The sequence below is a fragment of the Leptospira alstonii serovar Sichuan str. 79601 genome (assembly GCF_000347175.1).
In the GTDB taxonomy this organism is placed as follows: Bacteria; Spirochaetota; Leptospiria; order Leptospirales; family Leptospiraceae; genus Leptospira; species Leptospira alstonii.
The window spans coordinates 140,666-167,112 of sequence record NZ_ANIK01000016.1 but is presented as its reverse complement, the minus strand read 5'-3'; the positions used below and the strand labels follow the sequence as shown (position 1 = coordinate 167,112).

Below are 26,447 nucleotides of genomic sequence, written 5' to 3'. Positions count from 1 at the left end.
TTTCAAAATAGATTATCCTTACAACTTCAATTTACGGACTTGGCTGTTCGGAATCCGTCGCGAAAATCCCCGTTTTTTCCGATCCGGGAGGATATACTTTTTCGGGAAGAATCGCTTCTAGTTTGAATTCGATTCCTTGGATATAACTTATGGATTTTTTTGCGGAACGAGGAAACGTAGAAAAGGAAAAATTGACTAAAAATAAAAGAAGGCACCAGGCAAAAAGAATCGAATGATAAAAAGCTCTGCTCCCGAACGCGAACGTACGAAGTTCCAAGGACTTCATCGTCAAAGCCGCAAGAAGAATCATTCCGATCGACGTTCCCACCCAAAACTCGAAGAAGTAACCTTCCCACCAAGTGTAGAATACGATCGAAGGAACGAGCCAGAATAAAAGTAAAACCGCTTCGATCCGAAAACGTTTCCACACGTTCCTAAGATTCAAAAGAAACGCGGAAAAGATAAAAATCCAAAAAGCGAGATTGAGATTATAAGGAAGGGATTCGCGCCGTTCCCAAGTAGACAAACGAACCCGAAGACCGCTCTTCACACCTTCGAAGTTGAGAAACGCGTCTCCGATTCCCCGATAAAAATTCATCACATAGTTTTTCGATTCGGGGGAATTTCCCCATTTGTCCTTGGTCGCATACAAAAAGAGCCAGTTCGCGAATTTTTTTTCGCTGTCCAAAGGAGAGGAAAGATTTCGGTCCAATAAGATAAAACCCACGTAGAGATACGAAAGAGTGAGAATTCCCACGAGAAAAAAACAATACAAAAACGCATAACGCAGCTTCTGGGGGAAGTTGAATTCTTTTCCTTTCCAGGTTTGGGAAAACAGAATCGAAATCGGCGCCAAAGGTAAAAATAAAATATCCGATTGATGGAAGTAAACTCCGAAGAGTTGAATCGTAAAAAGAATCGAAATGGAAATCGGAGAATGTCCGTTTTTCGCAAAATAAACGCAGAACAGATACAAAAGCGCGGTTAAACAGGAATGAATCAGAGGAGTGTCGTTGTGTTGCGCATAAAACCAAAACCCCTGGGAAAAATGAATCGCCAAACCCAATACAATCGCGCCTAACGTGTCCGAATAGATTTTTCGATACATCCAGATAAAACAAAAAAGAAAAAGAAGGGCCGAACCCAAAATCCTAAGACGAAGTCCGAACATCACCGAATCTTTTCCGAACCATTCCCTCCAGAGTTTGAGATAAAGATAACCCGTACTTTCAAAACCGAGATGGTGCGGATTGTAGAAAATTCTCCAGGTAAGATCGGAATTGACGTTGTAGGCGTAGACGATCGCATCCCAATCGTAATGTCTGGATAAAAACCGAAGATCGAAAAGAAATACGGAAAATATAAAAAGGATCAGAAATCCGAAGAAAATTTTATTTTGAATCGCACTTTTGGAAATCATTTTAAAAATACTGAATATTTTCTCATCCGATTTTATTTTCAAAAAGTTGAATTATAAGCGGCATAACGGATTTTTCATTAGAGTTGTTGAAAAGTTCCATAGTTCAAACTTACAAAACCGCTTCAATCGTTCATTTCAATGAAGACGCAAACAGATAGAGAATTGATCTTTCAACAACTCTAATATAAAAAATTTTTAAACAATCGCATTTTAAAATTCTAATATTCAAAAAGCCCTCGAATCAAATTTCGGTTTTGACCTCGAAAGAAAAACGGAGAATGGATTCCGAACGCAAGTCCTTCAGATTTGAGATCGGGAGCTACAATTACGATTCTTTCCAAACCGAGGAGTTCTCTGAACAAACCGGTTTTATGTACGATTTGGATTCCGTTCTGATTCCGATTCCACTGCAACACGTTTTTTCCGAAAAGACCTCTCGTTTCCAGAGAAAGAATGTCCCCTCTAAGAGAAAGGGCCGTCAAACAAGTCCTTCCGATAAAACGAACCCAATCCAGAAGAAAAGCAAAACCGATATAACCGAAAGTAAGAAAACCGATCGAAGAATAAAGCCTTTGATCCTGTAGAATCGGAAGATTCAATACCTTCGGGATCAAAAGAAAATCCGTAAACTTTCGGAGATAAAGGGCCGAAAATTCGCCTCCCAAGTAACAACCGTATAACACTACAAAGACGATCAAAGTCGCGAAAATCGGAGGAATCGGATTGATTTTCAGACGAATCCGAGAGCCGGAAGAAACTTCATTCGCGTTTAAGGATTCCCATCCCGAGTAAATTCTTTTTTCATTCTGTTTCATGTTCTTAGTGATGCAATTCCTTTCTATGTTTCCAGAGATCGATCAAACCTTCTTCGATTGTTTTCGCGGTCCGGTCCCAGGTCCACTGAGACGCGTCCCAAACGTAGGGTCTCTGTAATTTTCTATGTCGTAGTTCCGACAATGCAAAAACCCAAGAGTCTACGTTCAAAGGTTCCGCGAACAGGTCCACGTCTCTTTCCAAAATTTCATGAAAAACAGGAATATCGGAAGCGACACAGATTTTTCCTTCTCTCAACGCTTCGAGCAAGGGAAGACCGAACCCTTCGTGAATCGACGGAAATAAAAACGCGGAACATTTTTGATAAAGCCAGGCAAGCACTTCGTCCGAAGGATTCTCCACAAAAAAGACGCCTTCCGATTCCAGACTTCCTTCTTTTAAAAGTTCGGTCAGACCTTCCGCCTTCCAACCCAAACGACCCGCGATCACAAGCGGAAAAGGATAGGATGAATTTCGTTTTTTGAGTTCTCGATACGCATCGATCAGTGTGCTCAAATTCTTTCGAGGTTCTAGAGTTCCGATGGTAAATAAAAAATTTCTCGGAACTTTACGAAGGGGTTCCCTTAACGCTGGAAAGGATTCCACTCCGGGATACACGACCTTTAATTTCGGATTTAGGTCCGCCCTGAAGTTTAAGATATCCCGGCGTGTGTTTTCGGAAAGACAGAACACGAGATCGGCTCGGTTCAAAGTCATCGGCGAAAGAATTCTATGTTGCCAAAAGTTCGCGGTTGTCATCGTCTCGGGCGCGGACCGGAAGTTGAGATCGTGATAGTTCACCGCGGACAAAGCGTTTCCGCAAGTAAGAGGAAGCAACTGAAGAGTTCCCCAAAAAAGATCCAGCCTATCTTTTTTGATTCTTTGCGGAATCGTCCAATTGAGCCAGGCAAACCCGGGAAGTTTACCGGTCATAAAAAAACGGGAATGTATGTTTGAAAGAATATCATAAAATACCGTATGAATCGGTTTATTGGAATAGAGATAGTATTCCAGAGGAGATTCGCTCGTAACCAGTCTTCTTAAAACTTCCGCGAGATATCTGGAGTTCCCCGTAATTCCATAGGCGAGGGGACGAACGTCCACTCCCACCCTAGGTTTGTATTTGAGTTCGTTGGTTCGGATCGGCATCGGTTCTTTAGTCGTATTAATTTTTGGTCCGAATCGCGGGTTCGTAGTTCAGAGCGAACAGAAGTAGGACGTATTGAAAGATCGCGAAGTACAAAAGATAAGAGGCCATCATCAATCTTTCCTCGGCCGCGTTTCCGATGACGGAACGATTGCAAAACAGAATCAAAAGGAATCCTATTATAAAAAGGAAAGATACTTTATCTTTTTCGAATATAATTTTTATGGAATCTAAATTTCTTTTCAAAAAAGAGTCCGCATTCTTTTCCCAAACGGGGAGAATCCAATGTTCGCCAAAGGACCAAACTCGATCCAGCAAAATCGCGGAAGGATACAAAAGAAAAACGAAGGCGTGCACCCAGGAGATCCCGCTAAAAACGATCGAAAAAACGAACAGACAACCCAAAGTAAATTCTACGTTTCGCCTCGCAAAAACCATCCCGAAAAACGGAATCACAAGCGCCAAAGAAAGAACGGAATACATTCCTTTAACGACCGATTCGTTCAGTTCTTGGAGAGGATACCCGAATCGGGATTGGTTTAAAACGTCCGCATAACTCAGAAAGTATTTTGCAAGAGTCGCGTTCAAACTTTGATTGTTCTTCCAAGCTCGAAACAGCGGAGACTTCAGGTAATTGTCCAGAATCAATTGTTTCCAAGTCAAGGTCATCTCGATCGTAAACGAAGGGGCGTATAAACAAGGGAGAAAGATCCAAAACCATACGAAGACGAACGTATAAAAAACCGCACGGTAACGTTTTTGCATCAGAAAGAAAAGTACAAACGCACCGGGGGTCAACTTGATTACGATGGCAAGTGCGAGTAAAAAACCGGACAACCAATCCTTACTCGAATGAACGGAAGCCAAAATCAGAAAGATCAGAATAAAACCGACCTGATTGTTGTTCTGATGATTTTCCAGAAATCGAAGATTGAGAAGACAAAGAACGACGAAAAAAACGAAATTCCCTTTTCGATGAAAACGAACGGATAGAATGTACAAAGAACCGAGGAGCGCCAAAAAATTCAGCGTAAGAAAAATTCCGGACGCGACCTCGTACGGAAAAAAAGAAATCGGGATGAGTAAAAAAGCGAACGTAGGAGGGTAGATATAAGAACCGAGCCCTTCCATCATGTCCTTGAGTTGCAAAAATACTTTCGGAGTAAACGCCTCTTCGATTTTAATTTCTCCCGATCGGAGTTTCGCAAAAATCTCATCGATCCGATCTAAATTATATAAATTATTTCCTTGGGTAAATCGAACCGAAGCGTTATAATAATCCCTAAAATCGGAACGGTTTCCTGATTTTGAGATTCCGTTGATAAAGAGAAGGGAGAAAAACAAAACGGTTCCGATCAGAATCCAGGTCTTTCGGTCTCTCAATTGCATTCTGAAACACTTTTCAAATACACTCGAAAAGCCAACCAATAAAATTCCCTTCAGAAGAACGCTTTCTTTTCCACTTCGTCGAAAAACGAAAACTTCAACTCCTAAAAAGAAAAAGAATTCTCCTGCCGCTTATTGGAAAATCCACTGCAAATAGATGTTGTATGAAGATCTCAAAGAATTCGAGTTTTTATTACCCGAGGAAAGGATCGCACGTTATCCGGCGATCAATCGGGACGAAAGTAGGTTGATGATTCTCGACGCGAGCACCGGAAAAATTTGGAACGAACCTTCGTTTAAAAATCTCGTTTCGTATCTAAAGGAAGGGGACGTCCTAATAGCCAATCATACCAAGGTAAGTAAACGCAGAGTTTATCTCAAAACGTTGGAGCGTATTCACGAAGCGATATTTTTAGAAGAGAAAGAATTACTTTGGAGATGCAAGATCCGTAATTCTAGAAAATTGAAAGTAGGAGAAAAACTTTCCGACGAAAAAACGAGAACCGTATCCTTTACGGTGGAAAAAAAAGAAGGAGAATTCGTTTTTCTAAAACCGGAACACTCTCTACAAGAAAAAGACTTTCAACAAATCGGAGAGATTCCAATTCCTCCGTATCTCAAAAGAGACGCTGATTCCAAGGACGAAATCCGATACCAAACGCTCTTTGCAAAAACTCCGGGTTCCGTCGCGGCTCCGACAGCGGGTTTACATTTTTCAGAAATCATTTTTGAAACTCTGAAAGAGAAAAAGATCCAACTTTGCACCTTGGAACTCAAAGTCGGTTACGGAACTTTTCAACCTCTCACCGAGGAAAATTTTCAAAATCAAAAATTGCATCGGGAAGAATTCTTTCTGGAAGAATCAAGCGCGGAAATTTTGAACCTCGCCAAAAAAGAAGGAAGAAGAATTTTTTCGATCGGAACTACGACGCTACGAGCGCTCGAATCCGCTTACGACCGCACAACCGATTCTTTTCGTTCGGGACGCGGCGCCACGGAACTTTTTATCCAACCGGAAGATCGACTGAAAAGCTGCGAAGGTCTAATCACAAACTTTCATCTGCCGGGTTCGAGTCTTCTTTTACTCGTCTCCGCATTTGCGGGAAAAGAGTTGATCTTGAACGCATATCAAAAAGCGATTCGGGAAGAATTTCGATTTTACTCTTACGGAGACGCGATGCTGATTTTAGGAAAACGTTCTACTTGAACGTTTCGCTGTAACGATTGATCGTTGTTATCATTTCTTTCCGTCGGATTCAATTGGTTAATAGCCGACATTTTGAACTCATTTACGAAACAACACGAAGGGTTTTTACTCGATAGAATAGAATTGATCCAAGAAAGAACTTAGGGAGAATCGTCTTTAGTGATTAAAAGAATAACTTCCAATCAATCGGCAATCAGACTTCATGCAGGAAACCAAAGACCTAAAAACGGTCTTCCCGATTTTTTAGCGTTTCACAGAGAAGAACTCAGTTCCTTGCCGAGGGCTCTGGAAAATCCCGGAATTTTTTCGAACATTCTCATCACGGGTCCGGGACTGGAAACCAATCTTACGTTGTTTCAGGAATACGTTTCCGGTTTAAAAAAGAACATCAAAGTCATCTGCGATCCTCATCCCGGATTTTTGACGCTCGCCGGATTTCCGGGAAACACGGAATACCGTCCGGGCAAAATGGCGGAAGCCGACGGAGGTTATCTTCTACTTCCGATGCGGGCGCTCACGGAAGATTCCAATCTATACTTTCTCGTTAAAGAAGTATTACAAACCGGAAAAATAGACTTTCTCACTCTTCCCGAAATGACCGGCTCCAAAGAGATGAACCGTTTTCATCCTTCGGTCAACACCCGCTTTCGACTCATCCTCGCTGGAGAAGAAGGGGAGGTCGATTTCATCTCGGGGGTCGATCCCGACTTTTACGATAGCTTTTCCTTTAAGATTCATCTTCCTTACGAAGCGGTGATGAAAACGAAAAAGAATCTTCAGCTTTTCGGAGGACTGATCCATTCCTGGGAAAAACCCGGATATCCAGGTTTCGATTCTTCCGCAGTGGACGCGTTACTCGAAATTGCGCTTCGATGGAACGATAGTAAAACCAGACTTTCCCTTTCCTTTGCGGAACTCAGAACCTTTGTCGGCGAACTTCTCGTTTTGTACAGAAAGGAAAAAAAACCGATTACGAGAACCCAAGTCGAATCGGCGATCGAATCGGTGGAAAAAAGAATCGCGGTCTACAAAAGAAGATATTTGGAAAGCGTAAGAGAAGGTTTGACCACGATTCAACTGAAAGGAAAAAAAACGGGAAGGATCAACGGGCTTTCCGTAATCTTATTGCATTCTTCCTTATCCGATTTCGGACAAGTAAACCAAGTCTCCGCGCGAGTCGCCCTCGGTTCCGGAAACTTCATCAACATAGAAAGAGAAGTGAATCTTTCCGGAGACTTACACGATAAGGGAGTTTTTATATTACAATCTTATATTAAAGGAATGTTCTCTCATATCCAATCCTTCGGCTTGGACGCATCGATCCTTTTTGAACAGAACTATTCGCCGATCGACGGAGATTCCGCGAGTTGCGCCGAACTTCTTGCGATACTTTCCGCTCTGAGCGGTCTCGAAATTCCTTGCAATATTGCGGTCACCGGGGCGCTTTCACAATATGGGGAAATTCTTCCGGTCGGTTCCGTTAATACGAAGATCGCCGCTTGGTACGAAGTGATTCGAATCGTGGGAAATTCCAGGGACAAATACGCGGTTTACATCCCGGCGGCGAATTTGCGGGACTTAAATCTACCTTCTCATATCCGCAAGGCGATGGATAAGGGAAAATTTCAGATTTTTACCTGCTCCCATGTGGAAGAACTGATTCCGGAAGTTTTCGGAATTCCGGCGGGAAAATTCGGCAAAAACGGAAAATATCCGCAAGGAAGCCTGTTCCATTTAATAGAGGAGAGAATCGACCGGAAAAAAGAAGAAGAACACGAATAGAAACGGAATTCATACCGGTGATGCGACAGAACTTAGAAAAAATTTCTTTCCGAAGCGTATGGAAAATTTCAGACTGGAGGAAGTAAAGATCAGCGCTCGTTTTTGGCTCTTCATTACTCGTTTTCGTAGTTGAATCTTTTTAAAATTTTGAAAGATTTGAAGCAGGTCCCTCCGAGTAGGAGAAAAGACTTTTGTCCGAGCGACTTTTTCCGGAAATATTCGTTTCAAACGGGATCTAACATTTGCGAGTGGTCCTTCGATTCTGATTACCGATAATAAATTTAGCATATGAGAATCATCGAGGTAATCAATATCCAATCCTCCTTGTTTATCAGCAGCCTTTCCGCGGTCGGGCTGGGGATTCTCTTATCCGTCGTACAAGTCAAAACTCCCGAAAATTTTCAAGAAATCGAATCTTACCCTTTGGAAGAGAAACACGAATCCAGTCCCGCTTTAAAAGGAAAACGCGAATCCAATCCTACCCAACAAGAACAGAAACAAAAAGAAATTCAAACATTCCGAATCCTAGGTCATAGGGGACCGAATCTTTTGGATGGGTTGGGAAAAGATTTGGAACCGATCGGAGACAAGGGCCCCGGTTTTATCGGATCTCCCTTTTCTTCTCGAAACAATTTAAGCTGGAATCAACCGGATTTTCTCTTCGGTGATTCGTACGCCGGAGCCCGGTTTTTCGGCGGCAAACAAGATAAGATTGGGATGATGGCTTCCGTTCGTCCGCTTCTTCCTTTTGCCGAACTTGCGCCTTCCCTGCGAGGAAGAAAAGCGGATCCTTTTGGAAATACCGGCGGAGTGAGTCAAACCAAGTTAGATTCCTTTGAATTGAGTTATACGGTTTTACCGGGGGTGGAAGCCATTCTGAAAACGGGGAATTCTCTTCCTTACACGGCTGATCAAAAAGATCAGGGTTATTCCATGGCGGGATTTTCCTTTCAACCGAACGAATATCTCAACACAAAAATCGTTTCCGGAAGTTCTTTCGGAAATTCGAGTTTAACCGCGAACAGACTTTCGTATGCTCCGTATTCCGCAAACGCGCAGTTCGCAAATATAGATCCGAACGTCGGAACCAATCCGGTTCTTAGAAATCAGGCGATGGGAAACACAGGCGGAAGGGTGATCGAGTGGCAGGCGAACATTCAACCCGTGAAACGTCTTTCGTTCCAAACCTCGGTTTTGAATAAGGAAAAAGACAAGGGTTTTTACAATCCCGAGGCCGCGCGTTTTTCGATGTTCATCGACTTCTCAAAAATCGTTCTCAATGTGCGATACAGTTATTCGGCGGACCCGAATACCAAAAACAACGGACTTTATATCACTCCCGAATCGGACGCTACCACTTTCGGATTTACGATGTTTCTGGATCCCGCCGGAAGGTATTCTTTATTCTTTGGAAACAACTACTACAATCTTCTCTCGCAAAAAAACTCCGGAATCAATACTCAGGTGGAAGAACCCCAGCGTTCTTTTTCCGCAAGTTTCCGCGGGAAAACGAGCTTTCAGAATGCGATCTTTTTCATGAACTTCAGAAACAACCTTTCCAAGGGTGTGATTTATGCGGACGTGGGTCCGTTTAGACTTCCGGCGTTCTCTCAAAATTATACGGAATACTTTACTTCCTTAGGAATGGAGCTTTCCTTCTAACTCCTTTTCTGGTTGCCCGTTTTTAACGTTTTCAGAATTTGATCGGAAGAGAATTTTGAAAACGTTTCGTTTCGATTTATGAATTCTCGATCAAAACTTCTTCTAAATAAAGGGAATTAAGAATGTTCGGCAACAAGTTAGAATCAATGAAGCAGATGAATCAAATGCGCGTGAGAATGAAAAAAGTCGAAAAGGATCTCATGGCGCTTTCCTTCGAAGCAAAGTCCAAAAACGACCTCGTGACTTGTATCTCCGACGGTAAACTCAACATCAAAGACATACTCATCGAAGACGAACTTCTTGCAAAAAACGATAAAAAACTTTTACAGAAAAGTATCAAACAGGCCGTATCCCGTTCCTTGGAGCTCGCACAAAACGCGGCGGAAGAAAGAATGTCGGAATTCCGCGGAATGATGGGAATGGAATGAACCTTATTAGGATTTGTGGATAGATTTTAGGACTTTACAATGATATTTTCCACAATCAGGAACGATCAACGTTGAATCCGATCTTTCTTCATTTCGCTCGCACCAAGAAGAGACGATATTTTCTATTGTTTACGTTTTGCATTTTAACGGTCCAGTTCTGTTCCGTAGGCGATTCAAGAGAAGAAAACGCGCGCGTTTCCGTACCCGTCTTACCGTTGTTATCCGGAGAATACTATTCTAAAATTCAAAAATTAGAAGAGGGTTATTTTGTAAGACAGTTGTTTCTGGACACGACCCGCAAACAAACCAAATTCGTATTCACTCAATTGAGCGTAACCCTCAGCAAAAATCGAGAAGAAACCAGAATCGAAGGAATCGTAAAAACGACAAACAGAGGAGCGCAATTGGTCCCGGAATCCTGCCGGGTTTTTACAAACAGAGAATCCGGAAACAGATGGGCATTAGTCCACGCCTACGATTGCGATCATCTTTCTTTTCAAATCGAATCGACCCGATCCAATTTCATTTCCATCGAACCCGATTTTATTCCGGGAAATCCGATCGGGATTTATAGAAAATCGGCGTCTTCGGAGCCGAACAGAATCAGCGCACTCGTATTGGAAAGCGGAGGAAAAGTTCTGGAAGTCTGGGGGCTTAGACTTTCCAGAGTGAGAAAAAACGCGTCCATCGTATTAGAAAAAGAAAACGGAAAAAGATATCCGGTGCGGGCCTTGGAAACCGTTGAAACCACGGGACAGGTTACCGCGGAAGGAATTCCGGTCGAAAAAGGCGACATCATTCTATACGACAATCGCGGGGAATCAAACCCGCTCGTATATTAAAAAACTAAAATATTATAATGAACTAGCGTATATCGGGACCAATTTGAGATAAGGAAGTTTCTCCCGAAGCCGATCCAATTCTTCCCTGGAAAGATTTAAGCCCGACCATTCTAAATAACGCAGATTCTTCATTTCGTAGACAAAACGAATTTCCGCAATATTGGTATGACCGATTCTTAGTTCCAATAGGTTTTTACAATTTGCGATCGGCTCCAAGGACGAAACTTGAGTGTTTCGTATATCAAGTTGTTGTAATCTACATTCCGAGTCGATAAAGGAAAGGTCCCGAATTTTGGTTTTATACAATCCTAATTTAGTCAATTTCCCGGCTTCAGGATATCGTTTCAGATCTTTTTCATCCACCGATGTTTCGCCCAAATACAGGCTGTGTAAAACGGGAAGTTTCGAGAGAGCGGTAAGGTCTTTTACTTTCGTTCCGTTTACGTTTAAAAAACCGATCGTCTTTAAAGAACTGAGTTCTTCTAAATTCTGAAATTCGGGATGAAGAATTTCCAAAGAAACGAGGTTTCTGAAATCGACCAATCTCGCGGTATCGGGAAATTCATTCGGATCGAATCCGATCCAACGAATTTGATACGGATAATACCTGAGAATTTTACCTTCTTTGGAAAATACGGGAATCCCGCCGAAAACGGGTTCTTTTTCTAAAAGGGAACAGGAAAAAATTTCAACCAATAAACCGACTATCAAAAAGTTGAATGAGGAAAAGAAGCGGATTCGGTTCATACTTGTCGGGTTAGATATCAGTGTTAGGAATTAGATTGGATTGCATCGGGAATCACTTTACAGAAGTCTAAAATATAGTCCTAAAAAGCCTATCGACTCAAATGTGGGAACTCCCACACAATTGCGTTGTACTATAAAATCTTTGTAAAGTCTAAACCTGTCCGCTGAGATAGGAGTTCCCACATCTACATTTAGGGTGTTCGCTAAATTCGGGACTTTTGTTCTTATTCCAAAAACCATTCTGTAGATTTCAAAAATTCATTTTCACTTTGTTCCAATTTTGAGTTTGACTCTCAAGTTCAAATTTTCAAAATGACTTTAATCACTAAAGGGGTTCCTTATGAAAGATATCCAAAAATATGCAAAAACCGCAGTCATTTTCAGCCTGGTTCTCGGTTCATTCTTAAACTGTAAAAACGAAGAAAAAGACGATACGACCACGATGTTTCTTTTGGTTCTAGCCGGTTTAAGCCCCAGTTATAACTGTTCCGCAACCGTCAGCGGAAAAGTCGCTTCTCTTCCTGCAATGACCGCGAATACTTCCGTTCAAACCCTTGTTTACGGTAAGGTTCCGTTCGTAAATCACTCCATAGCAGCCATTAAGGTTACGGGCGCAGTCAATGGGACCAAAGTCGTTTTCACCGGACGTAACGTTGCAGACTTTGACGAGGGAACTTCCAACAACAATAACGCGCCTCTGATTTATAATACCTCTTCCTGTCCGCTTTCCGATTCGGCTCAGGATACGACAAGATCGACTTACACGACAAACAGCGAGGGGCAATACGGTTCGGTGGCCGGAGACGGTCCTTACACTTACACGCTGAACGCGACAAAAGGCGGAGATTATTACTTCGTTTTCTATCTTGCGAGCAGAACCGCAGAACCCGCGAAAACGACATTTCAACTTCAGTAAGATTATAATTTTATAATATTAAAAGTTCACTCGATTTAAAATGAACGAATTCCCGAATCTCAAACCGCTTTGGCAGCAAACCTGCTTTGGGCTCGGGGTTTTCATTCTTGTTTCCTGCGCGAGACAACACCCCGCGATCGACGAAAGAGAACTTGCGTTCAAACAATCGATCCTCGCCTTACAAAAACAAATCGAAGAAGCGAATAGTTCCAAGATCCTTTCCACCGAAGCGAACGGAGACGGATCGTTTACCACGAAGGTCAGAGCGGTTTCGTATGACGTATGGGTCAAATTCAGTTTTGCGGACAAGGCTCAGGCCTTTGTTCCGGACACATCCGGGGGTTGGGATGTGGGCTTTCAAAGATTCAAACTTCAGACCAACGGGGGATCTACGCATTCCGGAGGACAAGGCGGAGCTTGTATGACCAATCCCGTTTTTACCGATTTTAACGCCGCGGTTTCTAGCACTTCCACGGCGCTCGGTTGTCCGAACGTTTCCTTTTCTCCGGATGCGAACGTTTCCGAAGTCGCAGCCGGAGGAGTCCAGACCAACTATGTGGGAAACGACGTACTCAATAAATGGTTCAACTACACTCTCGCCTTTTTACAACCGAACTATAAGATTTTCGTAATCCGTTCCAACACGGGAAACGAATACTATCTCTTTCAAGTTACAGGTTATTACAACTCCGAAGGAACCTCGGCCCATCCTACCGTAAAATGGAAACAGATCCCGTACTAATATATGCCCTTTTTGATCCGTCGATCCTTCCAATTCAAATCGACCCTATTACTAATTCTTTTTTGTATTCCGATCCAAGCTCAAGAGGAAAAGACAAAAACGGAAACCGAGGTCGCAGAGAAAAGATCGCCTAACATATTTACTACGAAAGAGAATGGGATTCCGCCGGGATCTAAAAAGAAAAACGTCGAGAAAATACTACCTAACACAGTCACTCCGAAGGACAACGACAAAGAACCGCCTCAAAAAGAAAACGGGAACGAACAAAACGGACTGTCCCAGGAGGATTCTCAAATCGTCGTTACCGGTTCACGGGGCGAAAGAAGACTGAAAGATTCCACGGTCGCAACCGAAGTCATCTCCCGTAAAAAGATAGAAGCGAGCGGCGCCAGAAACGCAGCCGAGGTTTTAGAAACCCAGTTGGGAATCGACGTGGTCCCGTTTTTCGGCGGCTCGCGAGTTCGTATGCTCGGCCTCGATTCTCAGTACGTTCTGATTCTCATCGACGGAGAAAGGATTTCCGGACGTTTAAACAACGCGGTGGATCTGAGCCGTTTCAAAGTTCAAAACTTGGAAAGAATCGAAATTGTAAAAGGCGCCTCATCGGCGTTATACGGAGCCGACGCGATCGGCGGAGTCATCAATCTCATCACAAGGGAAGCGGATAAAAAACTAAGCTACGAGATGCGAACCACGTACGGAAACGGAAGTCGAAAGAACTTCAACACCGAGGGAGAATTCAACACGACCGCCAATATGGGTTTTAAAAACGATATTGTAAGCGGCGCGGTTTCTGCGGGTTACAACAAAAATCCGGGTTACAGACTGGTTCCGGATTCTCTGGCTACGACCGGAAACGCTTATCAAGACTTAAACACGGGGATGAATCTTACCTTCAACCCGGATGGAAAGTTCAAAGGTAAAACGAGAGTTCTTTACCAACACAGGGATCAAAGCGGAGTGGACGTAACCCAATCCAAAGCGGTCTTCGATCGGAACAATAAGACGCACGACTTCCTGGCTACGGGTTCTTTGGAATACGGATTCGGAAAAAAAAATCTGGTCTCCTTTCGAGGCAACATCTCCAAATGGGAAAACAAATACTACAACAATCAAAGAGGTTCGGACGAACTCGACGTAAAACAATTGAACTCCGAACTGACTTCCCAAGGAACCGTTCAGTTGGACATGGAAGCTTCGGAAAGGCATTTTCTCACCATGGGTGTCGAATCCTTCGCAAACGAATTGGAATCGGATCGATTACAAAATCGTTATGTATATAGAACGAGAAAAGCCGTCTTCTTTCAAGACGAGTGGACCGTTTCTCGTTCCCCTCGAATACGGATGATTCCCGGCGTCAGATACGACGACGATTCTCAATTCGGAAATCAGACCACGCCTAAACTTGCGGTGCGTTATGATATCTTTCAAAGCTTGGTTTGGAGAACGAGTTATGGAAGAGGTTTTCGTCCGCCCAGTTTTCAAGAGTTGTATCTTCGTTTTGAAAACCCCGCCGTCGGTTACGTTGTGGAAGGAAACCCGAATCTAAAACCGGAACGATCGATCACGATCAACTCGGATTTGGAATACAGTCCCTTTAGTTTTTTGACGTTTTCTTTCAGTGTTTACCGCAACGATATCATCAACCTGATTCAGTATAAATTCGATTCCAATCGAGGAAGAGAATTCGCCGAGTTTCAATTACAAAACGTCGCAAAGGCGTACACAAGGGGAGGGGAGTTCGGTGTTCATTACAGATTTCTAAAATACTTCACTCTCGAATTGGGGTACAATCACACGGATACGAGGGATTTGACCACGGACAGACCGTTGGAAGGAAGAGCGCTTCACCAGGCATCGGCGAATTTCATCTACAATTCTCCCGGAGGTTTTCAATTCAACCTGAGAGGAAAACATCTGGATAAAAGGCCTTTCTATAGTTCCACGAACAATCTTTCCGCGTCGGGACAAGACTACATTCCCACGGAAGTGAAGTTGAACGAAAATCCTCCGGTAATTTACGGGAAACCGTTTACGATCTTGAACGTCAGAATCGAACAAAAATTCTTCGATAAACACTTCGCTCTTTTTTTAGGAGTGGATAACGTTCTTAATCAATACGAACTGGCTTACAATCCTACCCGACCTCGATTTTATTACGGCGGTTTTTCGGCCCAGTTTTAAGCGAGTTCGATCTAAAAAACGCGAGTTCGGTATAGTCAATGCGAAAGCGATTGATGCGGAGTCAATGTTTCAAGTGGCTAGTGATTAGGTTTTAGGGGTTAGGACTTTACAACATACGTACATAACATACAGCTGTTCCTAATTCCTAGCCACTCGTCCCTAACATCTAATATGCAAATGTTCCGACAAGAATTGGATTCGCCCGAACTTTTTTATGTAACTCGCCCGATTAATTCAAGTGAAAAATAATTTTAGAATATTTTAATATTCTTTTTTATTGAGAGTTCCGTAAAAAGGAATACTCGCGAGGACGATCAGAATCTGAGCGAATCCGAATACGATCGCGGTCAGAGAGAATTCGAAAAAAGGCGCTAACTCGGATGAAACCCGATCGAGTCTCACGGATGAAATCGGACCTAAAAAGAAACCGAGAGAGCCGATCCCCGTCAAAACGGTCATCACAAGTCCGTTATTCTTACGCGTACAGAGAGAGGAAGCGAGTCGCAGAGAAGTGGCGAACATAAGGCCCGCGCCCATTCCGCAGAATAGAAGCGAAGCTCCGATCCACAAGACGGACTGAAACATTCCGGAAAGGATCAAGGAAACCCCGTAGATCAACGATCCGATCGCAACCGGAAAATACTTGCCGGTTCTTTTGGAGAGTCGGATCGCCGGATACGATAAAAGGGCCATCGGTAAAAAAACCAAGGACAACATTCTTCCGGTTTCGGAAGGATTGAGGAAAAATTCCTCCCGAAGACGCAGATTGAGAGAACTCATAAAGTATCCGCTCGTGAAACGATCCAAGAATTGAAACGCGAACGGAAACAATAGGAGCGGATGAGTTAAAAAGAGAACACCCGAGTCTTTCCAGGAATGTTTTTCCGCGGATCTAAATTTTTCTTCGGGAACAAATCGATATACGATCCAGGCAAGAAAGATTAAAATTCCGGAACCGATTCGAAACGGTAGAGTCGGATCCTGTTTCCCTAAAAAACCGAAGGTAAGTCCGACGGCCCCTCCTAAAGAAAGCAACATTCCGGATAAACCCATCAAAGCTCCGCTTCCGAATTCGAGTTGTTCCAAGTCCGCAACGGAAGCGAGAAGTAATCCGATCACGAATACGTGTGCGCCCCCTTCCAAAAAGCGGAAAAACAAAAGAGTAGAAAGACTTTCCGCGTAAGGAAGCAGATTCAAAAGTAGGGCGTCGATTCCGCAAAATAGAACGATGAGCTTCTTGCGAGTTCCGAAATAATCCGAAAGAAAACCGGCAAACGGCGCAAAGAAGAAGGACCCGAGCATCGCGATACTCAGGAACCAGGCGACTTCTCCGTTGCCCGATTGAAATCTGTCCTTTACGATTTCCTTAAATACGGGAACGATCATGGTTACCGGAAGCATTGCCAAGAAAACGGCCCCCGGCAAAAAGTATGCGGACTTTTTCAAATCAACCTTTTCCGAGAACCGTATCGTAAGTTTCTTTACCGATTGCGGAGAGCAAGTCCCGCTCCAGCTCGAAAAAGATTCCTTGATTCAAAAGGAAAACCTGTTTGGATTCGGCGAGAATCGACTGTTTTTCGGAATCGTTTACCGGAAGAGCGTCTAACGCGGCCCGATAATTTTGTTTGAATCCGTTGATATCCCCAATCAAGGGAAATTCATAAAAAGAAATCCCTTTTCCTTCGGGAAGAGACAAGGCCCTTGCAGCCACCTTTTTCAGGATTTGCCCGCCGGAAAGATCTCCTAAATAACGCACGTAAGAATGAGCCGCCAACAGTTCCGGTTGAGTTTCCGAAATTTTGCGGATTCTTTTCACATACACTTGAGTCGCTGCGGTAGGCTGACGATCGATAGACTTCCAAGTTCCGTAAAAAAAATGAAGATCTTCTAAAAGCGCTTTTTTGCGATAGAGTTCCGGGAAGTAAATCGATTGCAAAACCGCATTGTCCTTGTGACGCTCCAATTCCTCTTCCATGGACTCGTAGACAAAGTAAAACGCTTCCAGATGTCTCGCGTAGGTTCCTTTTTCCAATACCCCCTTCATAAAACAACGAATGAAAGCCGAGCTTTCTGCGGCCTTGTGTTCTTCGGAGGTTCCTTCCCGAAGGATACTTGCTAAACTCATTTTACATCTCCTGACAATACTGTGACAATTCTTAAATATTGATATTGAGAATCAAACTTATTTCTGGCGATTTCTCCGCTTTTTCGGAAAATGTGGGAACTCCCACGTATTCGATATTAGGGACGATAACCAACCCCCCACAAGTATTTGGATTTGAAGATAAACCTTGTCGGAATTATGACAATCTATCGTGAAAAGATCGGCCTCACCCTTGATTTTGGGTGAGGGAAGAAATTCTATTTCGCTCCTACGGTCGTTCGAGGTTTAACTCAATTTCGCTCTCTAAGGCTAGCGAAATAGGTCGCGCGGAGACGACGGGTTAATTCGATTGACAGGAAAAACGTTACAATTTGAAAATTTGGTAGGAGCATCGCTCTTAAGTCGTTAAAACCAACGTGGAAGATAAAAAGGCAACCCTCAGAAACACAAAACAGAAGGGAGAAATTCTGAAAGTCCTGGAAATGGCAAAGGGCCCTCTATCCATCAAGGAAATCTACACACTTTCCCGAAAGAATCTGGACAACTTAGGAATCGCCACCGTTTATAGGGCGATCAGCCATCTGATGGAAACCGGAACGATCCATGAGATTCACCTTCCGGGAGAAACATCTCGTTTCGAAGCGAGTCGTCTTCATCACCACCATCACTTTCATTGTAAACAATGTGACCGTGTGTATGACGTTGAAATCTGTCCGTTTCCTCTGGACAAAAGTCCGAAAGGTTTTACCGTGGACACCCATGAGATCATTCTCTATGGAACCTGCGCCGACTGTAATTCCAAGACAAAATGAATTCCGAAACTCGAATCAAAATTAAAACAATCTGGATCTCGCTGCTCCTTCTACTCGGATTTCTATTTTTAGATCGAGTTCTGTTTCCGATTGCCCTTTTCGAATTTCCAAACGAACTCGAATGGGACACTTCTCCCTGGTACAATTTTCTTTATCACCGTAGAAACATCCGTTTTGAAAAGGAAGAAAAGGGAATCCTCGTCGCGGGAAGCAGCGTCGCCCTTTATACGGCCTATCCGAAACAAATCACGGGAGAACTCAGAAGATCCGGCGTTCCAAATGCGGAAAAATTCAGAACGGAATTTTATTCTCATCCGGCCTTATCACCCACGGACTTGTACTATTATTCGGACGATATCTTGGCAAAGAAGCCGGAACTCGTAGTTTATGTACTCAATCCAGCAGATTTACAATTAGATTATATTCAAAAAACGGAAAATTCCGAAACTCGTTTTGACGAAGAAGCTAGGATGAAGGATTACAAGGTCCGTCATCAAAACCGTTTTATCTTTCCCGGAGAATTCCTTGCGGATCATTGGACGAATTACACAAAGGGGGAGTTTTTTGCCCAATTGACCAAGACCTCGATCCTGCTCAATCGTTTTAGAAGTTTCTTATATGATCCTTGGATCGAATACATGGAACATCATACGAGAACCATGCGTTCCTATCATTATTATACGGGCGCCATGCCGGAAGAAGGAATTTTCCTAAGGGGATGGACTCCTCCTCGATTCACAATCGAATGTGAACTCAAAGATGGAAAACTGTCGGAAGATATTTTCACTCAAAAACCGGGGGTTAACGTTTCGATCGAAGAAATGACTCCGAGCGGACTACCTTTAAAATACATTTCCTTTGATGAGACTTATGCCAAACCGGGCTGGAAACCGCTCCTTATGGAATTCAAAGACCGGTATGGAAATAAACCCGAAAAGGTAACGTTACGATTCACAGTATCACCCACGACCAGCTCGGACGAAGTGGATGCGAGAATTTTTGGAGTTCCTGCGACCTACGGAATTCGTCTTCCTCAGAATTTTTGTAGAAGAGAAATTCGAACGGGAATTGCTTACGAAAGAATTCACGGTTTGGACGACGACCGGATCGAGACCATGTCCGACGAAGACTATCTGATAGACTACGATAGACGTCTTTACTTCAATCCGGAAAACGAAGGCGCCCTCAATCGTTTGAAAAAAATCCAAAGGAACAAGGAAATCCTGGGAAATTCTTCTTATTTCACCTGGTCCGAAATTCAATTTTTGGAAAAGACGATCGCCAAGTTTAAAGCAAACGGTCAAAAACTGATCATCGTCAATTCTCCCGAAAATCCGATCGAAAGCAAATATTATAAAAATGGAAACTGGTATAAAGGTTATCTCGAATTTTTAAACTCCCATAAAAGCGATACGTTCGGTTTTTACGATTTCAAAGACGCGATCCCCGATAAAAAATCCTTCTTAGACCCTCACCATCTGACCTACAACGCGGCAAAACGCAGTTCCACTTTATATACGAATGCCATTCTGAATTTCTTAAACTCCTCCTCGGAACGAAAAGAGCGATGAAAGCGAACCTGAGTTCGTTTCCTTCTAAAACCCGATCCTGGTTCGAAAATCCTTCCGTCATCCTTCCTTTGTTCTTCGCGTTATACGCTCTTTGTTCCCTTTTGATCTGGAAAAGATACGACTGGAACCCGAGTTCCCAAATCAATTTCGGAATGCAGTTCGTTCTTCAAAACCCGGAAGAAACTCCCAAGGGCGCGATCGTGTTCTTAGGTCGTCACGGCGATTTAGGAGCCGGTTACGACGGACAAATCTTTTATTATTATTCCAGAATGTTAAGCGAATTCCATTTAAACTGGCCCAAGGGTTTTGAAGAAAACATCCGAGCGCCTAGAATCGGTTATCCGTTTTTAGTTTCCGCTTTCGGTTGGTTCGGTAACTGGGGAACCGTATTCGGAATGTACTTTTTAAATCTCGTTTTGATTTTGATCTCCTGGTTTTTACTGAGAGATCTATGCGGTGAAAGATATCGTATCTATTCGAGTTTCTATTTATTTTCCCCTTTCTTTTTGGGAAGTTATGCGCTTTTGGTCAGCGACGCGGTTCTAACCGGATTTTTAGTGATCACGTTTTGGTTTTATAAGAAAGAAAAGTGGATCTGGTTTTCTTTGTTCGGAGGAATTGCGATTTTAACGAAGGAGCAGGCGCTTTTTTTACTCTTCCCGCTCGGAATCCAGGCTCTCTCGGAAATGAAGTGGAAAAACGCGACGGGAATCGTTTCGACCTTGTTGTTACCGGCTTTTTGGGCCGTCTTTTTAAGGCTACACTTTCCGCATTGGTCCCCTGCAAGATTTGCGGATTTTTTCGCTCCGTTAGACGGTCTTGTCGGCTATTGGAGAGAGATCAATCAACCCTCTTTATTATCTTTTTTGCAAGTTCCCAATTTTGAAACGGGGTTAATCCTGTTCGCCAAAAAGTTTTCAAGAATTCCGATTTTTCTTTTATTTCTTTCCGGTTTGTTCGTTCTCGGTAGCGGAAATTGGAAAAAAGGAATCGCAGGGCGATTCGCTTTCTTTTGGGTGATGTTTTCCGTCTTTTCGGCGGGTTATGTGTTGTATTGGTCTTCCTACGAAAACGTTTCCAGAATGTTCACGGTTTCGATCGCATTTTTAATCCTTTGGAAATTGGAGGACGATTCCATTGCGGATCGTTTTTATTGGATCGTCGCAGGTAGTATATTTTTTATTTTTTTGTTCAAACTTGCGTTTATCTCTTCGACGCTTCCCTACGAAATCTGGAAATGAGAATCAACCGTCGAACTCGCGTTAAAATAACGCGAATTCGGTATAACAAACGCGAACGCGATTGAAGCGGAAATACTGCAATGCAACATGACTCCAAGAATGAATATTTTGGAATATACTAATAAGCTAACATGTTGCTTTGCAGATTGGAGCATTATGTTTCGACCCACAACGCGCCCCTTAGGAAGCGTTGTGTTGAGTTTCCTCAACGCGATCCATAGAGAGCGTTGCATGAGTTTAAAGTGACGCAAAGAGGTCCAACGTCTCGCTTCTAGGGGTCGCTCGACGGGGAGAAACATTGAGTTCAAGCGCGGTCCGGCCTGTTAAGGCCGGATTCGCCCAAACTCTCTCCACGAATTCACGTTAGTTACCGTTGTTCTCCGAAAAACGGATCTTATAACTTTTGTAGATTCTTTCGTTGATCTCCGAAAGTTTCGTTCTATCCAATGCGATCTCGGTTCCGTCGTCCAAAGACATCAAAGCGTAGTCGGATTTACCCTCTCTAATACTTCGCCTTAAATCCCGAACCGACTTCACGTCCTGTCCGTCGATCTTTTCCACGATCTTAAAACTCAGATCGTGAAAGCCGTTGTTGGATTCGTCCGGAAGAACCTGAGAAAGAAGAACGATCTTTCCTACGTCTCCGTCTTTTTCGTGAAACTTGTAGTAGTCGTAGAGATAGAGAAGTTTACGATCCACTCTGGATCTCCAATCCTTTCCCCATTCTTCCAAAAGGGCTTCGGAGAGTTCCAGAAAAACAAAACCTCCTTCCACGGCAAAATCGTTGGAAGCGGGAATGTTTTTAAACGGAATTCGAACCGCCGAATATGGGAAGGGTTTCAACTTCATACTCAAACGGATTTTTTTCTTATCTCTTTGTACGAGCATCGGGATTTCTTTTCCCAAAGAATATCCGAAAGAATCTCCCGCGTGCGCCAAAAAGGAAAGAACTTGTTTACCATATAAAGGATGTTCGATATATCCTTTCGAATCCACATTCTTACCGCCGAACTCGAGAATGATATCTTCCAGTTTGAGAACGTCGCTCGCCGAAGAACCGGGGATCACGTCCGCCACTAAAATTCCGGAATCTGATTCTTCCATTCCGTAATATTTTCTTACGGCCCCGTCCGTGATCGGACGAAAACGAAATCCCTTGTAACCGAACACGTTGGCTCCCGGAGTAGTTAAGAATTTTTGAATGATAAAAGAAGGAATGATTCTCCCCGAATTTTTTCCGGAAGTAAAATCGTAAAGAATGCCGGATACTTTTCCGTTCTCAATCGCAACTTCTCCGAAACCGTTTAAACCTTCGCTGGAACTTACATCCACGATCGGAAGTTCGACCTGACCGAGAGGCATCTGATCCATATCCATACTTAAAAAAGTCACGGCGGTCGTTTGGATCGAACCGGAGTTGTCGAGTTGATAGACGTTTACCTGTTTGGGAAAAACTACAACGGGGGAGAATTCAAGCGGGATCAGATCGTCGAAAAAATTCTTCTTCTCGACTCGAAGTAAAGCGAGATTGGATTCCGGATCCTGCCGAAAGACGGTCGCTTTCATTTCCGAATAGGAAGAATATTTTTTTACTTCGATCAAAGTCGCATCGGGTAAAAGGGAATAGGGAATCAAAACTCGGTTTCCTTCCACGACCATCCCGACTCCTCTTCGAACCCTAGGGGTTTTTTTCTTCCAAGGTTGATGATACTCGGGCTCTTGAAAAGTGACTTTGATCTGAACGATACTTTTATGATAAATTTCCTGAGTTCCTTTGGAGGCCGAAGTTTTTTTTAAGAGATCGGCTTTCTTTTCCGTATCAGGATTCGTCTTTTTCGTTTTAGAACGGTTTTTGTTAATGAGAAGAAGGTCCGAGGAAGAAATCTCCGCGTAAATCCCCAACGAAAAACAGACGATTATCGGTATGATCCAGATTCTTAACATTATGATTTCCTTAACTATTCCAGACCGTAAATTTTACGGATCTTTTCGTCGGCCTTTTCGGCTTCTTCACGATTCAGAATGAGAGGGACCTGAACGTCCAAAAATTTCAAACGGAGATACTTGTCCTTGGATTCTTTTAAAATCTTTTTCAGATCCTTCAACTCGTTAACGGGAACTCCGTTTACGGATTCCAAAACGAGATTCACAAAATATTCCGAGGAAGAATTGACCGGATGAGAAAGTTTTCGGTATAAAACGACGTCGGTCTTTTTGGTTCGATTGAGTCCGTCCTCTATAAAGTAAAAGAATCTGTATAAAAGCTGGCTTCCGCCGGAAGTATTTCCGCCCCGGCCCCAACTCGTGATCAAATCCCGGGACATTTCTTGAAATAAAAGTCCGCCGATCATCTCGAAATCATAAGGTTTATCGTATTGATTCCTCATAAAATCGAAATCGGGCATACGAAGCGCCGGAAAAGAAACGGAGGTTTCTTTTCCGTTCCGATACAATTTAAAAGAAATCTTATCTCCCGCGTGTTTGTTGTCCACGATTTCCACAAAGTCCACTCGCGCGTCCCTGTCCTGCATGACGGTTCCGTTTTTTCCGATCGGTTGTCCGTCGATCTCCGTGAGAAAATCCCCTTCCTTTAGAAACTTTTCGGCGGAACCGTTTTTCAAAACCCGGGAAACAAAAACCCCTTCCAGATGATCGGGAATTCCTTTTGCCTTTCTGAGGGAAACGTTAAACGAATTGAGAGTTCTTACTCCGAGTTCCACGTATCCGTCGTATTTTCCGTCTTCTATATCCGTGAGGAAATGGCGTATAACGTTGGTCGGAATGAGATAACCGATATTCTCCCCTTTGGTCGCCACTTGAAACGCAACACCTACGACTCTGTCGTCTTGAATCGCGGGACCTCCCGAATTTCCGGGATTGATCGCGGCGTCCACTTGCAAAACCAAATGACTGTCGACTGCGGAGTGAGAATAAACCGATTGATCCTTTCTTGATACGATCCCTCTCGTTACGGAAACCTTGTTTCCTCCGATCGGATAACCGACCACGATCAGTGGAGAATTGAGTTCCGGAATTTCTCCGAGTTGTAAATCTCTTGAGTCCTTGTAGAAGTCGGGACTTTCCGCTTCCAAAACCGCCAAATCGCAATCATGCGCGAGATGGAGAATCTTAACTCCATACCATTCGGTTTGGTTATATCTCTGAACCTGAACGAACTTCGCGTTGGATACTACGTGCGCGTTGGTAAGAATTCTTTTATTTCCGATTAAAAAACCGGTTCCCGATCCGGCCCGAACCGTGTCGGTCGTCCAAGGGGAAAACGGATTTACCGCTTGCGAATAAACCCGGATTTGTACAACTCCCTTTCGGAGTTCGTCAAAAGAGAGAGGATTTTCCACGGCATAAATCCCGGTTTGGGTAAAAAGCATCGACCCAACCGAAAAGAACAGAATCGCATTTTTCAAACCGATTCGAGTCCAAATTCCAAAAAAACCGGATAGTTTAACCGTCAATGAATCCTCCAAATAAGAATATTCTAATTTTAAAATTTTCTAATGCCCTTCAAACTCGCAGATCGCGAAAACCGGAACTTTCAGTTCTTCCCGAAGTTTTTTTCCTCCGCCCAAATCCGGAAGATCAATAATAACTCCGGCTTCGTAGATTTCGGCTCCGAGTTTTTTGAGAAGTTTTACGGCGGCGATCATGGTTCCGCCGGTCGCGATCAGATCGTCCATCAGAAGAATTTTATCTCCGGGTTGGACCGCATCCTTGTGGATTTCGATCACGTCTTTTCCGTATTCCAAATCGTATTCTTCCGACACGGTTTCCGAAGGTAATTTTCCTTTTTTACGAATGGGAATAAAACCGACTCCGAGCTGGAATGCGAGAGGCGCTCCTGTGAGAAAACCTCTGGCTTCGATTCCCGCCACCTTTGTGATTCCTTTGCCTTGATAACGGTTTACGAAAGTGCCGATAGTCAGCGCCAATCCTTCCGGATCGAGTAAGAGTGAAGTAATATCGCGAAACAGGATTCCGGGTTTCGGGTAGTCCGGTATGGTTCTGATTTTGGATTTAACAATAGACATCTAGGTGTTACGTCCCGGGATTTTTAATTTACGGGTTCTATTCAAAAAGTCAGAGACATTTCAAACAATTCTTTTTTATCCCGAATATGGAAAAGCCCGGCAAAACCGGGCTTATTTTGAATCTTCCGTCTGAAACGAATCTTAGAATCCGTTCCAAAACGTCCGATTTATTCGGAATGATATCCCATTGTTTTTAATTTTTGGAAACAAGTTCTTAATATCCCGAATTCTTTAGAGCTGCGATTCTCGCTTCCAACGGCGGGTGAGTTGAAAACAGGGCCATCCATTTGTTATGTCCGGAGATTTTCATCGTAGCGAGTGCTTCTCCTCCTCTTTCGTCTTGGGGCGCGTCGAACGTGCGTCTTAGTTTTTCAAGAGCCGCGATCATATTCTGACGTCCCGCGAGTTTTGCTCCGCCTGCATCCGCGCGGTATTCTCTGGTTCTTGAGAAATACGCGACTACGATCGATCCGAGAATGCTAAACAGAATGCTTAAAACGATATTGGAAACAAGACGTACCGTGTATTGCATTTCGTCTTTTACCATCGTACTGAGCGCGTAGCTGATGATTCTCGAAAAGAACATTACAAAAGCGTTAATAACTCCCTGAACCAAAGTCATGGTCACCATGTCTCCGTTGGCCACGTGCGCCAACTCGTGCGCGAGCACACCTTCCACTTCCGCGTTGTCCATAACTTGAAGCAATCCGCTGGAAACGGCCACCAAGGAACTGGATTTAGAAGGTCCGGTCGCAAATGCGTTTACTTCCGGAGAATGATAAATTCCCACGTCGGGAATCGGAAGGTTTGCGGCTCTCGCAAGTCTTTCCACTCTGGAATACAATTCTCTTTCCGCTCCGGATGCGGATCTGGGATCGATGATCTTCACTCCCATCATCATCTTCGCCATAAACTTGGACAGAAGTAACGATACAAACGCACCCCCCATTCCCCAGAGGAAACAGAACGCGAGTAGGGAACCCAGATTGATTCCGTTTGCGTCCAGATACGGACCGATTCCGAACACGCTCGTAACGATGGAAATCGTTACGACTACGAGAATATTGGTCAGTAAAAACAACCCAATTCTTTTAAACCACATTTTTGGTTTCTCCTTATCTCGCGTCCATAGGAAGCGAGATTGAATTTTATAAACTTACAATAAGCGCCATTTCTACGGACGACGTTGAAAATCCTATCGTTCTCTACGCACTTTAGACCCAGAACGCGCCCCATAGGAAGCGTTCTGTTGAGTTCTGCGCCCCATAGGAAGCGTTCTGTTGAGTTCCGCGCCCCATAGGAAGCGTTCTGTTGAGTTCTGCGATTCTGTTTCGCAATCCAAAACTCATGCTAAACTCCCTATGGGTCGTTTCGCAGGAAACGTTATCCGTTGATTC

Annotated in this window: 22 protein-coding genes; 11 read left to right on the top strand and 11 right to left on the bottom strand. The window is 43.6% G+C overall.

The annotated features are described in order from the left end of the window. Nucleotides 1-31: 31 nt before the first annotated feature. The 4 genes from LEP1GSC194_RS04380 to LEP1GSC194_RS04365 form a co-directional block, all read right to left on the bottom strand. Nucleotides 32-1,420 (bottom strand): hypothetical protein, encoded by a 1,389-nt coding sequence (locus LEP1GSC194_RS04380; protein WP_036041335.1) that lies wholly within the window; start codon nt 1,418-1,420, stop codon nt 32-34. A 218-nt stretch (nt 1,421-1,638) separates the two neighbouring features. Further along, nucleotides 1,639-2,235: an LIC20162 family protein gene (locus tag LEP1GSC194_RS04375; protein ID WP_020772391.1), complete on the bottom strand. Its 597-nt coding sequence runs from the start codon at nt 2,233-2,235 to the stop codon at nt 1,639-1,641. 4 nt (nt 2,236-2,239) lie between these two features. Further along, the gene (locus tag LEP1GSC194_RS04370) at nt 2,240-3,382 is read right to left on the bottom strand and encodes a glycosyltransferase family 4 protein (RefSeq protein ID WP_020772485.1); all 1,143 of its coding nucleotides are present in this window, start codon (nt 3,380-3,382) and stop codon (nt 2,240-2,242) included. Between the two features lie 16 nt (nt 3,383-3,398). Further along, on the bottom strand, nt 3,399-4,769 hold the full coding sequence (locus tag LEP1GSC194_RS04365) for a glycosyltransferase family 87 protein (protein WP_021064750.1): 1,371 nt from the start codon (nt 4,767-4,769) through the stop codon (nt 3,399-3,401). A gap of 154 nt (nt 4,770-4,923) precedes the next feature. Here LEP1GSC194_RS04365 and queA point away from each other — a divergent pair, with 154 nt between their 5' ends. The 5 genes from queA to LEP1GSC194_RS04335 all read left to right on the top strand — a co-directional run bounded on the left by queA (nt 4,924) and on the right by LEP1GSC194_RS04335 (nt 10,687). After that, nucleotides 4,924-5,973, top strand: a complete 1,050-nt coding sequence (gene queA / locus LEP1GSC194_RS04360; protein WP_020772413.1) for a tRNA preQ1(34) S-adenosylmethionine ribosyltransferase-isomerase QueA — start codon at nt 4,924-4,926, stop codon at nt 5,971-5,973. A 159-nt stretch (nt 5,974-6,132) separates the two neighbouring features. Then, nucleotides 6,133-7,755, top strand: coding sequence for a S16 family serine protease (locus tag LEP1GSC194_RS04355; protein WP_020772498.1), 1,623 nt, complete (start codon nt 6,133-6,135; stop codon nt 7,753-7,755). A gap of 288 nt (nt 7,756-8,043) precedes the next feature. Further along, entirely contained in the window at nt 8,044-9,417 is a 1,374-nt protein-coding gene (locus LEP1GSC194_RS04345) for a hypothetical protein (protein ID WP_020772538.1), read from the top strand. 122 nt (nt 9,418-9,539) lie between these two features. Next, the gene (locus LEP1GSC194_RS04340) at nt 9,540-9,845 is read left to right on the top strand and encodes a YbaB/EbfC family nucleoid-associated protein (RefSeq protein ID WP_020772514.1); all 306 of its coding nucleotides are present in this window, start codon (nt 9,540-9,542) and stop codon (nt 9,843-9,845) included. A gap of 71 nt (nt 9,846-9,916) precedes the next feature. Then, a complete protein-coding gene (locus tag LEP1GSC194_RS04335) occupies nt 9,917-10,687 on the top strand; it encodes a hypothetical protein (RefSeq protein ID WP_020772505.1) in 771 nt (256 codons plus the stop codon). Between the two features lie 12 nt (nt 10,688-10,699). Here LEP1GSC194_RS04335 and LEP1GSC194_RS04330 read toward each other — a convergent pair whose 3' ends face one another. Next, nucleotides 10,700-11,434, bottom strand: coding sequence for a leucine-rich repeat domain-containing protein (locus tag LEP1GSC194_RS04330; RefSeq protein ID WP_020772465.1), 735 nt, complete (start codon nt 11,432-11,434; stop codon nt 10,700-10,702). A gap of 340 nt (nt 11,435-11,774) precedes the next feature. Between LEP1GSC194_RS04330 and LEP1GSC194_RS04325 the strand changes: the two genes are divergently transcribed. The 3 genes from LEP1GSC194_RS04325 to LEP1GSC194_RS04315 are packed head-to-tail and all read left to right on the top strand — an operon-like array spanning nt 11,775 to nt 15,276. Further along, nucleotides 11,775-12,350 (top strand): LIC20153 family lipoprotein, encoded by a 576-nt coding sequence (locus tag LEP1GSC194_RS04325; protein ID WP_017810108.1) that lies wholly within the window; start codon nt 11,775-11,777, stop codon nt 12,348-12,350. 40 nt (nt 12,351-12,390) lie between these two features. Then, on the top strand, nt 12,391-13,092 hold the full coding sequence (locus LEP1GSC194_RS04320; protein ID WP_017810109.1) for an HmuY family protein: 702 nt from the start codon (nt 12,391-12,393) through the stop codon (nt 13,090-13,092). Nucleotides 13,093-13,095: 3 nt separating this feature from the next. Beyond that, on the top strand, nt 13,096-15,276 hold the full coding sequence (locus LEP1GSC194_RS04315) for a TonB-dependent receptor plug domain-containing protein (protein ID WP_020772340.1): 2,181 nt from the start codon (nt 13,096-13,098) through the stop codon (nt 15,274-15,276). A gap of 261 nt (nt 15,277-15,537) precedes the next feature. Here LEP1GSC194_RS04315 and LEP1GSC194_RS04310 read toward each other — a convergent pair whose 3' ends face one another. Both LEP1GSC194_RS04310 and LEP1GSC194_RS04305 read right to left on the bottom strand, forming a co-directional pair. Continuing rightward, entirely contained in the window at nt 15,538-16,722 is a 1,185-nt protein-coding gene (locus tag LEP1GSC194_RS04310; RefSeq protein WP_020772473.1) for an MFS transporter, read from the bottom strand. A gap of 1 nt (nt 16,723) precedes the next feature. Then, nucleotides 16,724-17,401 (bottom strand): biliverdin-producing heme oxygenase, encoded by a 678-nt coding sequence (locus tag LEP1GSC194_RS04305; RefSeq protein ID WP_020772358.1) that lies wholly within the window; start codon nt 17,399-17,401, stop codon nt 16,724-16,726. A 395-nt stretch (nt 17,402-17,796) separates the two neighbouring features. On the opposite strand from LEP1GSC194_RS04305, the gene LEP1GSC194_RS04300 reads away from it, so the two are divergent. Genes LEP1GSC194_RS04300 through LEP1GSC194_RS04290 form a run of 3 tightly spaced genes read left to right on the top strand, consistent with a single transcriptional unit; the run spans nt 17,797 to nt 21,004 of the window. After that, entirely contained in the window at nt 17,797-18,192 is a 396-nt protein-coding gene (locus LEP1GSC194_RS04300) for a Fur family transcriptional regulator (protein ID WP_020772494.1), read from the top strand. After that, complete coding sequence (locus tag LEP1GSC194_RS04295; RefSeq protein ID WP_020772389.1) at nt 18,189-19,763, top strand: hypothetical protein; 1,575 nt, start codon at nt 18,189-18,191, stop codon at nt 19,761-19,763. The genes LEP1GSC194_RS04300 and LEP1GSC194_RS04295 overlap by 4 nt, the downstream gene beginning before the upstream one ends. Before the next feature lie 8 nt (nt 19,764-19,771). Then, the gene (locus LEP1GSC194_RS04290) at nt 19,772-21,004 is read left to right on the top strand and encodes an AZOBR_p60025 family cell surface glycopolymer formation protein (protein WP_086005147.1); all 1,233 of its coding nucleotides are present in this window, start codon (nt 19,772-19,774) and stop codon (nt 21,002-21,004) included. Nucleotides 21,005-21,367: 363 nt separating this feature from the next. Here LEP1GSC194_RS04290 and LEP1GSC194_RS04285 read toward each other — a convergent pair whose 3' ends face one another. The 4 genes from LEP1GSC194_RS04285 to htpX all read right to left on the bottom strand — a co-directional run bounded on the left by LEP1GSC194_RS04285 (nt 21,368) and on the right by htpX (nt 26,152). Then, on the bottom strand, nt 21,368-22,948 hold the full coding sequence (locus tag LEP1GSC194_RS04285) for a PDZ domain-containing protein (protein WP_020772440.1): 1,581 nt from the start codon (nt 22,946-22,948) through the stop codon (nt 21,368-21,370). A gap of 14 nt (nt 22,949-22,962) precedes the next feature. Beyond that, a complete protein-coding gene (locus tag LEP1GSC194_RS04280) occupies nt 22,963-24,477 on the bottom strand; it encodes a S1C family serine protease (protein WP_036041328.1) in 1,515 nt (504 codons plus the stop codon). 39 nt (nt 24,478-24,516) lie between these two features. Continuing rightward, nucleotides 24,517-25,050, bottom strand: a complete 534-nt coding sequence (locus LEP1GSC194_RS04275) for an adenine phosphoribosyltransferase (protein WP_017808765.1) — start codon at nt 25,048-25,050, stop codon at nt 24,517-24,519. A gap of 214 nt (nt 25,051-25,264) precedes the next feature. Further along, nucleotides 25,265-26,152 (bottom strand): protease HtpX, encoded by an 888-nt coding sequence (gene htpX / locus LEP1GSC194_RS04270; protein WP_020772423.1) that lies wholly within the window; start codon nt 26,150-26,152, stop codon nt 25,265-25,267. Between the last annotated feature and the right edge of the window lie 295 nt (nt 26,153-26,447).